This is a genomic window from Bradyrhizobium sp. LTSPM299 (genome assembly GCF_000938235.1).
GTDB lineage: Bacteria > Pseudomonadota > Alphaproteobacteria > Rhizobiales > Xanthobacteraceae > Bradyrhizobium.
Genome location: NZ_JYMU01000075.1, coordinates 1 through 10,639, shown reverse-complemented (window position 1 = coordinate 10,639; position 10,639 = coordinate 1). Strand labels below are relative to the sequence as shown.

Annotated in this window: 10 protein-coding genes and 2 pseudogenes; 6 read left to right on the top strand and 6 right to left on the bottom strand. The window is 58.4% G+C overall.

The genetic code is table 11. The annotated features are described in order from the left end of the window. On the top strand, positions 1-1,077 hold a 1,077-nt coding region (locus UP10_RS34185; protein WP_044591597.1), incomplete at its 5' end, for a DUF3363 domain-containing protein. A gap of 228 nt (positions 1,078-1,305) precedes the next feature. Here the strand turns inward: UP10_RS34185 and UP10_RS43505 are convergent. Next, entirely contained in the window at positions 1,306-1,584 is a 279-nt protein-coding gene (locus tag UP10_RS43505) for a DNA -binding domain-containing protein (protein ID WP_082077403.1), read from the bottom strand. Positions 1,585-1,741: 157 nt separating this feature from the next. On the opposite strand from UP10_RS43505, the gene UP10_RS43500 reads away from it, so the two are divergent. Next, positions 1,742-1,966 (top strand): helix-turn-helix domain-containing protein, encoded by a 225-nt coding sequence (locus UP10_RS43500; RefSeq protein ID WP_197086967.1) that lies wholly within the window; start codon positions 1,742-1,744, stop codon positions 1,964-1,966. A gap of 1,034 nt (positions 1,967-3,000) precedes the next feature. Next, complete coding sequence (locus UP10_RS34175; RefSeq protein ID WP_044591595.1) at positions 3,001-3,225, top strand: hypothetical protein; 225 nt, start codon at positions 3,001-3,003, stop codon at positions 3,223-3,225. 49 nt (positions 3,226-3,274) lie between these two features. Here UP10_RS34175 and UP10_RS34170 read toward each other — a convergent pair whose 3' ends face one another. After that, a complete protein-coding gene (locus UP10_RS34170) occupies positions 3,275-4,171 on the bottom strand; it encodes a 3'-5' exonuclease (protein ID WP_044591594.1) in 897 nt (298 codons plus the stop codon). A gap of 78 nt (positions 4,172-4,249) precedes the next feature. On the opposite strand from UP10_RS34170, the gene UP10_RS34165 reads away from it, so the two are divergent. Continuing rightward, on the top strand, positions 4,250-5,356 hold the full coding sequence (locus UP10_RS34165) for a DNA/RNA helicase domain-containing protein (RefSeq protein ID WP_050043932.1): 1,107 nt from the start codon (positions 4,250-4,252) through the stop codon (positions 5,354-5,356). Positions 5,357-5,565: 209 nt separating this feature from the next. On the opposite strand, the gene UP10_RS34160 is transcribed toward UP10_RS34165, so the two are convergent. Beyond that, complete coding sequence (locus tag UP10_RS34160; RefSeq protein WP_044591593.1) at positions 5,566-6,012, bottom strand: nuclear transport factor 2 family protein; 447 nt, start codon at positions 6,010-6,012, stop codon at positions 5,566-5,568. Positions 6,013-6,511: 499 nt separating this feature from the next. Further along, positions 6,512-6,754, bottom strand: a pseudogene (locus tag UP10_RS34155) (amino acid ABC transporter substrate-binding protein); the annotation flags it as partial. A 205-nt stretch (positions 6,755-6,959) separates the two neighbouring features. On the opposite strand from UP10_RS34155, the gene UP10_RS46065 reads away from it, so the two are divergent. Further along, a complete protein-coding gene (locus UP10_RS46065; protein ID WP_245322071.1) occupies positions 6,960-7,835 on the top strand; it encodes an integrase core domain-containing protein in 876 nt (291 codons plus the stop codon). Positions 7,836-7,966: 131 nt separating this feature from the next. On the opposite strand, the gene UP10_RS34145 is transcribed toward UP10_RS46065, so the two are convergent. Then, positions 7,967-8,866 carry an ornithine cyclodeaminase family protein gene (locus UP10_RS34145; protein WP_044591590.1) on the bottom strand — a complete coding sequence of 300 codons (900 nt, stop codon included), beginning with the start codon at positions 8,864-8,866 and terminating at the stop codon, positions 7,967-7,969. Between the two features lie 295 nt (positions 8,867-9,161). On the opposite strand from UP10_RS34145, the gene UP10_RS34140 reads away from it, so the two are divergent. After that, positions 9,162-9,716 carry a cupin domain-containing protein gene (locus UP10_RS34140; protein ID WP_044591589.1) on the top strand — a complete coding sequence of 185 codons (555 nt, stop codon included), beginning with the start codon at positions 9,162-9,164 and terminating at the stop codon, positions 9,714-9,716. A gap of 242 nt (positions 9,717-9,958) precedes the next feature. Here UP10_RS34140 and UP10_RS34135 read toward each other — a convergent pair. Beyond that, positions 9,959-10,639, bottom strand: a pseudogene (locus UP10_RS34135) (transposase); the annotation flags it as partial.

Genomic DNA, 10,639 nt, shown 5'->3' with positions numbered 1-10,639 from the left:
GGCGAGCGCGGCGACATCATCAAGACCATGCACCGGGCGCTGCAACGCGAAGGCCTGGTCCGAGATCGGCATCCGGCGCACTACGTCGTGCACCGCGAGACCACGACCGAGCGCATCGTCGGCCGGGTACTCGACAAGGGGCTTGGCGGGGACGAGATGGGCGAGCGGGTCCACCTGGTGATCGATGGGGTGGACGGCCGCGTGCATCACATCGAGATGGATGCCGGTCGCGCAGAAGACGTCGGTCGGGGCATGATCGTCGCGGCCGGCTCCGCCCCTCCTGGGCCACGTGCCACCGACCGCAATATCGTGGAGGTCGCAGGCCAAGGGGGTATCTATCGCCCGTCCGAACATTTGGAGCGGGCACGCGTGACCATCGACCGTATCGGGGGCGATCCGGAGGCCTTTGTCCGCTCCCATGTCCGCCGGCTGGAAGCCCTGCGCCGGGCCGGTCATGTCGAACGGATCAACGCGGAGCAATGGCGCGTTCCAGCCGATCTCGCCGAGCGTGGTCAGGCCTACGATTTGGCGCGGGATCGCGCCAACGTCCGGGTCGGTGTGCTGTCACCGACCGGTCTCGACCAGCAGATCGGCCATGACGGCGCGACCTGGCTCGACCGCGAACTGGTCTCCCGCCTGCGCACCGCACTCGCTGGCGAAGGGTTCGGCCAGGAGGTGAGGGCGGCACTGGAGCAGCGCAAGCAGGCGCTGGTCAACATGGGCCATGCCACCGACATTGGCACCGGCAACATCCGAGCGCCCAGGGACCTGATCCAGCGCCTCGAGGCCGTCGACATCGAACGAGCCGGCAAGGCTCTGGCCACTGAGCGCGGATTACAATGGCGGCCCGCGGTTCCCGGTAACGGCATCAGCGGGCAGCTTGTCGGCTCGACTCAACTGTCCAGCGGCCGGTTCGCGATGATCGAGAGCCTCAGTGGAGACGGCGGCCTTGGCTTCAGCCTGGTGCCGTGGCAGCCGGTATTCGACAAGCGCATCGGCCAGCACATCTCGGGCATCGTCATGCCAGGCGGCGGGGTCGACTGGTCATTCGCACGGTCGCGAGGACTGGGGCTCTGAGCGGAGGAGCAGGCCTCTATGTTTGAGGACAAGTATGCCGGACGGCGCCACCCGGTAAAGGCTGGCGCGTTCCGCGCCCCCGCTTCGCGGCTTGCGGCCTTGACCGGGTGGCGCCGGCCCGGCAGGGGCTTGCCAAGGCAGGTAGGGCTTAACGGGAGCGGTGCGCTCCCCTTGCGACGGGCGGGCGAGGTCGAAGCTCCACCCCAGCGTAGTCGGGAGCCACTTCGGCTAGCTTAGGGCACCGCCACGTAGCAACTGGCGGTATCCATGTTCGGTCATCCATTTGGCGCGGGCCAAATGACTATCAAACGCTTCGCGCGCACGATCTGGCTCTCGATCTGGGTCAATATGCAAAACGATCTGCGTGACCTCCCGCCAATCAGCGCCGTCCGCATCCGCATCGAGTAAACGCAGATAAGTGATCATGTGCTGCTCATCATAGACGGTGAGCATCGTGTCGGTTGGAGCGATGTCCGCGACAGCGGGATCAAACGGCGGCTTCTTCATAGGGATCCTCATTGAATGCGCACGCATTCAGAGTTGGTCATCAAGAGCACAGCAGCCGGGTCAGTCCGCCCCAAGACGGTATTCGGCGCAGCCACAGGAACTTTGCACGGAAAACGCAAAATAGGGACTATATTCCCTAGAGACTATATACCCACCGATGCCCGATCCTGCAATGCAGGATTGGCGCGCAATTGTTGGCAAAAACGTTCGTAGATTCCGCAAGCAACGGGGAATGACACAGGAAGAACTCGCGTTCGAGTCTGAGATCGATCTGACTTACGTCGGCGGAATCGAGCGAGGTAAGCGTAATCCGAGTTTATTGGTGATGGCTCGAATTGCAGAGGTTCTTTCGATACCGCTTTCCAAATTGCTATCGGATTGAGGCTCCCGAGGTACCAGACCACAATCGCGATTATGATTCGCGCGTTAGGTCGATTGAACTGACCAGAAAGTGGATCGGAGAGTAGGCCGCCGGCCGACATTTTCCATAATTTCTCATTCACGAAAGCTGAGGGTGCCATCCATCGTGGACACCCGAGCGCCGTCCGAACGGATCAGCTAGCCAAAGTTCAGATGGAACGCGACGAGCTGTTTAACCCCGCGGCTTTACCGAATCTGCGGGCGGCCGGGCTAGGTCGCGGGCGCTCCTGTCATCGCCGGGCATGAACGTCGCGAATGTTTCCGTAACGCGCGCCGCCGGCGTGGTGTCGGCACGCGCCACGGAAATGACGTTCATGGTAGGGCGGAATTCGTCCGGGGCCGGCCATCGATGCACAACGATGTTGCCAGCCGACGGCGCTAAGACACCGCCATCGCCAAAGCAGGCATCATAGACGTACAGGCAGACAAAGAATCCCGAGAGGACAGAAAGGAAAGCCCTGAAAATTGACATTGTGCATTGCGCCTTCTTGATTATGGCGACAATGCCTTGTGACGGTACATCCCGCGTTTAGCGGGGCGGACCATCGGCCAATACGGTTCTCACTTCATAAACGTGACGCCGTAAAGCTCTCGCTCACCAATCCGTTCAACACGGCGGCAACCAGCTTTCCTCATCGGCTGGCAAGGACTCTCTGCGATCTAGAGTCCAAGACGAAAAGAAGGGGAGGCACCATTGTTCGTCGCCATCCGGATCATGATCTTGGTCGCCAGTGCGTACGCGGGGTCTGCGTTCGCAGAGATGCAGTTCGCGCCGTTGCCGGACCCGATTGTGTCGTCGCAGCCGTAAAGTACGCAGTCGATCCGCTTTTCACGCCTCCGGCGTGAGCCGCGCCAAACGAACAATGGTCAGTGTCGTCGCGAGGGCTGTTGAAAACCTGGGCGCTCCTCCCAGCATTGCGGCCTTCGCCACGATTCCGCCTTTGAGCGGCCAGCTAATCCGTTCGGGGTCATGCGGCGATTCGCGCGAGGCATGGGGTGCCCGACTTGACGCTTTGGAATACGCTCACGCGCCGGGAACAGCGAATTCTAGTCAAGCTGTTCGGCGGTGGGTCGACGCGTGGCAATAGTCCGGCCGAAATGGCCAACCTCATGCAGCTTGGGCTCGTCGGCGAGGACGGTTTGACCGGCGCCGGTCTCAAAGTGTTCATCGCCGCGTTTAAAGCGCAACGAGAAGCCCGCCGAATCGACTTGGTGGCGTAGATCTGACGTGTAGTCTGCTGCGTGCAGGACCGCGTGGCGTCGAGATCAGCTAAACGCGGTTCGAAAACCTGTTCATCGCGCTCATTGTTTGAATTCTTGGATCGACGTCTTGGAGATAAATGGTCGTTCTCAAAAATTCGATCTCTGCAGGTTGATGAGCTTCGTCAACGTCGATGTACCAAGATCTCAGTCGTCCATCAGCACCGTCGCTCCATCGGTAGCCTCTTTTCTTCAACGTGTCCTTTAGATCAAAGGGCGATTGCTCGGCCCATATACGGACTGTCTTGCGCCGAGCACGTTCGAGGAGAATCGCGAAGGCGGATCGATTCTGACTTGGTACGTCCGCAGCTAAGACTTCAATCAAAGCCCGACAATCGTCGATTGCGCGATGGGCCTGGTGAAAAAGGCCGATGCCGGCCAGCAGGTAGCCGAGGCGCGATCCGTCAAATCCGTGCCGCCGCCACTCGATTTCCGTCGCGGAACATGCCCAGGACTTCCGCTCGAACAGCGGCCAATAGCGCTCGGCGAACTTTCGGTCAAAGAGTGCGTTGTGGGCGACGATGATCACGGCATCGGAGGCAAACGCAGAAACTGCGTCTGGATCAATCCGATGCCCCAGGACCATTTCGTCCGTAATCCCCGTGAGTTCGGTGATCTCGGCGGGTATTGGATTCGGGGGTTCGTTGAACGACGAGAAGACGTCGGTGATTCGGGCTATGCTGTCATCTGGCAGATAGTCGAATTTTACCATCGCAAGCTCAATGATCTCATCTTGCGCGGTATTGAGCCCGGTGGTTTCGACATCCAGCAAGATGCCAGTCTTTGTGGCTAACCCCTCGTACGGGGCAAATTCAGTTCGAGGCACAAGCCGGCGGAGCACCCGATAGTCCGGGGACTCTGCCAACATGTCGGCCATTGCTGCTAGATCAATCTTGTCCGACGTCATAGGATCAACCGAAAAACCAGGTGGAAGCGCACATAAACACAATGAACGGTGCCTTTTATTCTAGCTCGATCCGAGAGCTTGTCGATCAAGCCCCTGAAGCCATCCTGGGAAATCTCTGATGCGGCCCGGAAAGTCAAAAGCTTCGTTCAGAACATTATGCATTTCCGAGATAGCAACCTCGTCACATCCGAGCCTCCGATCGAGCGCGTTGCGGTGTTCGACGAGGCGCAGCGCGCGTGGGACGCCAAGCATCTGGCAAACTTCATGAGTCAAAAGAAGGGCCAGACAAATTTCCAGATGTCTGAGCCTGAGTTTCTCATTAGCGTTTTGGACCGGCATGACGGCTGGTGCACGATCATTTGCCTCATCGGTGGCGGGCAGGAGATCAACGCCGGTGAAGCAGGCCTGACCGAATGGTTTGCTGCGCTCAAGCGAAGCTTTCGTGACTGGAAAGTTTACACGTCGGAGCAACTCGCTCATCGCGACTATCATTGGGGGCAAGATCTAGCGGTGCTTCTGGAAGGGCTCGAGAGCCAATCGCTGCCCGCGCTTCATTTGGCCGTTTCTGTTCGATCGTTCCGTGCCGAGAAGCTTTCAGAATTTGTTGGCGCGCTGGTTGCGGGTGAAGCCCAGGAGGCCAACGAGCTTTACCAAGCAATCAAGGCGACGTATCCGATCGCCATCACGCGAGAACTAGGCCGGGCGCGACAATGGCTCCGAGATCGCGCCAGAGGCTCAGAACGCATTGGGTTGGTTGCCTCGTCAGGTGCTTCACGCTTGAAGCCGGAAGGGATCAACGTTCATGAAAAGATCGAAGCCACGACGTGGTTCTTGAACGGAAAAGATGACGTTCGATCGTCCTACTATATGGAAGATCCCGCGACCGAGTTCGATATTCAGGGACTGGAGCTCGATTGGGTCGGGGTTTGCTGGGATGCCGATTTTCGGTCGGTCGATCAAAGGTGGCAATTCTATCGGTTCTCGGGCACGCGGTGGCAGAACGTCAATGATGACAACCGCAAGGTCTATCTCACCAACGCTTACCGTGTACTGCTGACACGCTCGCGACAGGGGATGGTCATTTACATTCCGAGAGGTGACCCCATCGACGCCACCCGTCCGCCGGCTTTCTACGATGGAACGGCTGCGTTCTTGTCGACGTGTGGATTGCCGCTTCTTGACTGAGGACTGCAGTCGGTGGAGAGCCGGACAAAAGTCGGCCGCCGGCCGACTTCTTCCATAACAACTGGATTGCGATTCCGGGGCCGTCAATCTTGATTCCCGGCTGTCGCGGATGACGGCCAATGCCCGAAGCGGACATCACCCTCCGGTACTCCGGCCAAGCGCATGCCCTGGTGATGAACCGAACTTAGCGAGCCTGCGTTCTGACGCGATCAGAGTTTGGTTGCCGCTCGCGACAGAAGCTTCCAGTCCTCGCCCTGTTTTTGCCAATTCATCAGGATGTGAAGATTAGTCGAGCTCTTCTTGCCGTCGGCGATTGCCTCACTTTCGCCCACCCAGTTGAATCGCACGATCGCGGCGGGGCCGACGACGCGGATCTTGGGGTCCTTGTATTCTAGCGACAACCACTTCGTTTTTCCATTGGTGGCGTTGGCAATGAAAGTCGCCTTGTCCTCGACGTGGCCGTCCGAGTGGCTGTAGCTGAGTTCCGTCGCGCAGAGCGCTGCGAGAGCCTCGGCATTGGCTGCGGCCTGAGCTACGCGGAATGCCTCGACACTCTTCGCGACGGCGTCTTCATCCGCAGCGGCAAAAGCCGGAACCACGCCGCCCAGTCCAATGGCAAGCACTGGCAAGATCAGTTCGCGACGACCGATATTCATGGCTTCCTCCTTTGTTCGGGTTAAGGGTAGTTTTGCAGTCTCGGCCAGCTTTGTCGAGCACGCTTGACCCGGACGGGACGCCTGCCGAATTTCGCAACGGAAAACATTCGAGCGTGTACTGCTATCGCGCGCGCCGACAAGGTCGTGAATAAGCTGTTAGATTGCTGCGGCGCGTGAGTCTCTTGTTGGCACCTTTGATAATGCCTACCGATCTCGAAAAGGTCTGCTTTTGAACGGAGACCGGAATTGGTCAGCGTGCGGTCAAAGCGACGCGTTTGACCCAGAACGGACCCCGGCAAGAACTCTGCGTGCCAGCGGAGCTAGATACCACACGTCAGAAAATTTGACACCAGTTGCGGCCATCGGAAGGCGTATGCTGAAGCGGATGAGCCATAAGTTGACCGGTAGTTTTTCCGCGATCCACTCGACGCGAGAGCGAGCCCGACCGCGATGGACCAAATTCCGAGAATTGAGCCTCACATCAAACGGGCGTTGCCGATCAGTAGGTCGACGGATCCGGCGAATCCGTTGGCTTCGCGAAGGCCCGCTTCATCGCCGGGCTCATCGGGATGTCCAGATTGACGCCCTTAGGCGGGATCGGCTGGGTGAACCATTTGTCGTAGAGCGCCGCAAGCTCAGGACTCTGATAGAGACTTGCGGTCGCGGCATCGGCAATAGCCTTGAACGCCGTATCATCCTTACGCAGCAGGATTCCATATGGTTCAGGCTTGGAGAACGCGTCCTGTCCCTGTCGGAAACTCAATCTTGCTGGCAACTGGTATCGAATCGGGCGATGCTCCTATCCTATGCGAGAGCTTTGTAGCCTAATCTGGTTGGCGTTGGTCGGAGCGTTCCGGTCGCGGGCCTCGCTTGAGGCTGAAAACACGATTTTGCGTCATCAGCTTAACGTGTTGCGGCGGCAATCGCCGAAACGGCCGACGTTCGGGATGCTGGACCGTCTGATATTCGCCGGTTTGTATCGTTTGGCTCCGAAGGTGCTGGGCGCCCTGGCGATCGTGAAGCCGGAGACCGTGATTAAATGGCATCGCGCCGGGTTCAGATCGTACTGGCGGTGGAAGTCGCGGCGCCGTGGCGGCCGACCAACTGTAGCGCCTGAGATACGCAAGCTTATCCGCGAGATGAGCATTGCCAATCCTCTGTGGGGAGCGCCGCGGATCCATGGAGAACTCCTCAAGCTCGGCATTGATATCGGACCGACCAGCGTCGCCAAGTACATGGCCAAGCGAAGAGACCCGCCATCCCAAGGCTGGAGGACGTTCCTTCGCAATCATGCCGACGGCATCGCCGCGATGGATTTGTTCGTCGTGCCAACAATCTCATTTCGTCTGCTCTACGGCTTGTTGATTGTGGGGCATGGTCGACGGCAGATTTTATGGTTTGGCGTCACAGCGCATCCGACCGCAGAATGGATCGCAAATCAGATCACGGAAGCCTGCGGCTGGGAACAAGCTCCCCGCTATCTCATTCGTGACCGGGACGGAGCCTATGGTGAGGTTTTCATCCGAAGGCTTCGATCAATGGGCATTCGCGATCGACCGACGTCGCCGCGCTCCCCTTGGCAAAATGGATATGCTGAAAGGCTGATCGGTTCGATCCGCAGGGAATGCCTTGACCACGTCGTTGTGTTCAGCGAGCGCCACCTCCGTCACCTACTGCTGTCGTACATGAAATATTACAATGGGGCCCGCACGCATCTATCCCTGGAGAAAGATGCACCGATCTCGCGCGCCGTCGATCGCGTCGGGCACATTCTTTGTCGCCCAACTCTGGGCGGACTGCATCACCAATATGCCCGGATTTAATTTATTGACAGGCACAGGGGTGGAGCCGCAAGGCTCCCCCCTATCGCGATCTTTGGTGGCAGAACGGACATGCCACAGCGATGGGCTGAGGTCGCTTTTTGACCCGGAGCCGACATCATGGCCCTCGGGGTTCAGCCACGCTCAATGGCATCGTAGACCAGTCGCGCGGCGGCGATATCCTCCACCGCAATCCCCACAGACTTGAACACCGTCGTCGCTGACCGATCCGGCCTCTTCGATCCAGCGAAAAGCTCTCCTGCTTCCGCAAAGATGGGGGCTTTAGACAAGATCACATCGCCTGACTCCTTGAGCACAGCTTCACGCGAGTCGACGATTAGAGTGTTATGCATAGCGGCATCGTCAAGTTCTCTCCACGTAGGGCGGGGAGAGCCGACTGCGTTGACGTGCGCGCCTGGCTTCAGCCACTCGCCCTTCAAGAAAGGCTCTAGAGCATTTGTTGCCGTCACGATCACGTCGGCGCCCCGCACGGCCGGCTCAAGGTCCATCGCCTTCGCGCCATGCAGCGTAGCAAAGCGCCGCGCGCGTTCCGGGGTCCTACTCCATACCCTCACTTCCTTGAACTGGCAGGCATGGCGAAGAGCCTGCAGATGCGCCTGCGCCTGAACTCCGCTTCCCAGCAATGCCAGCACCTCACTATTTTTGGGCGCGAGATACTCCGTTACTGCTGCGGAAACGGCGGCGGTTCGCATCTCAGTGATGAGACGCCCATCCAGGAACGCCAAAGGTTGACCAGTTGCTGGCTCGAAGAGCATGATCATGGCCAGATGCGTCGGTACCTTGGTCCCGGCATTCTTTGGAAAGAAGCACACAAGCTTGGCGCCCATCCCGTCCTCGGACACCGCCGGCATGATGCCTAGGAATCGCTTTCCCTCCTCGATGGTGAGCATGTTGCGCACGGGCTGAATGACCCGACCAGCAGAGAAAGCCGATAGGGCTTTCTCCATCGCTGGAATGAGTTGCTCGTATTTCAAAACGTTCGCGACGTCAGTTTCGGACAGAGTGCGGGTCATTGAACAATGGCTCCTGTTGCCGCGCGCCGCTCATTAGCGCTTACAATAGCCTTAATTTGCGAAGCGGCCCATGTCGGAATCTGGCACAAATGCGAGGCGCCGACCGCGTCGAGCAATGTCCGAGTTCGGCGGCAAAGCGGAAGACATCTACTCGGAACGAGTATTTCGCATTTTGACCGGAATGGACTTCGTTTGCTCCACCCCACTTACTCGCCGTTCAGTGAAAACTAGTATATGATTGGAGCGAAAGGTGTTGGCGAAAAGACCAAATCGTTGCGCTCCAAAGGAGATTGCCATGGTCGAACTTACTCAAAAGCGTCGCTCCGTTTTATTGGGCTTGGCTGGTCTCGGCGTCGGTCATGCTTTGCTACCGAGTGCGGCCGAGGCAGAAGGGGGGGCGGCTTCACAGGGATACGTGCTGGGCCCCACCGAAGGCGAACATCTCGTCCATTTTCGTAATCCCGGGAACATTTTCATTAAGGTCGACCCCCTCAAGGGGTCCAAAAATCTGGCCATTGGGACGCAGCAGGTGCCCATCGGCGCAGGCATTCCGATCCACATCCATTTCGAAGCGGATGAAGCATTTTATATTTTAGAGGGCCGCGGATCATTCATACTGAACGATGTACCTCTTCCATTCGAGAAAGGAGGGACAATTTTCATTCCCAAAAACTCCTGGCATGGGTTCAAAAATCCCGATCAAGAACTGCTTCTGCTCTGGATGGTGACGCCGACCGGCCTAGATGCCTTTTTTCGCGAAACCTGTAGTCCTCCCGGTATAGCGCCAAAAAAGCTGACCAAGGAGCAGATCAATGAAATTGCGGAAAAGTATGCGACGAAGTTCAGATAGTTCGCTTTCATACAAGTACGGCGAGCTTGATTAGCCCGCGCTGACGAGGTGGTGTAGTGACGTCGCGAATATTGTGCGGCGCATGAGTCCGCTTCTGGCCCAGGCCGTGTTAAAATTGCACAACTTGGGGCGCTGGCGCATTTCGCGGCCGTCGGGCTTCTAGTTCGATGGAATCGAGCCATGCTTTCAGTGGTAACCTGGAGCTTCGCGTAGATGCTGATTTGGTCGTCCAGAGGCCGGCCTCACGCCCGCATCGCCTTCAGCAATCCGCCTACGCCCAGGATCGTCATCACGCGCTTCATGTTGTAGGCGAGCACGTTGAGCGCCATCTCAGTGGCCACCTTTGGCAGCTTCTTCGTGAGAAAGTGCGTTGCTCCCATCCACACTTCATCGTGCCGAACGGATGCTCCACTGTCTGACGACGGACACCCATTGCATCGGGGCTGCGGTCGAGCCGGTCCTGAACGTTCTCCAGAACGGCCTCGTGCTCCCAGCGTGTGATGCGGCGCTCGGGGCCCGTCGTGCATTGAACTTTTAGCGCGCAGGTTTTGCAGGCGCTTGTCCAATAGCGGCGCAGCGTCTTTCCGTCCTCTACGTTCGTATAGTGATAAGTTAGCCGCTCGCCGGCGGGACAGCGATAAACATCTGCGGCGGCGACATAGACGAAGTCCTGTTTGCCGAAGCGGCCAGCGGCTTTGGCGCCCGATGTCAACGGCTTCGGCAACATCACCGTGATGTCGGAATCTTCACAGGCCCTGATCTCCTCTCCATCGTAATAGCCGCGGTCTGCCACGACTTCGAGCGTCTCGACAGCCATCTCGTCGCGCGCCTGCCCGGCCATGTTGGCGAGTTGATTGCGATCGGTGCCCACATTGGTCACCTCGTGAGCCACGATGAGATGATGCTGCGTATCAACTGCAATC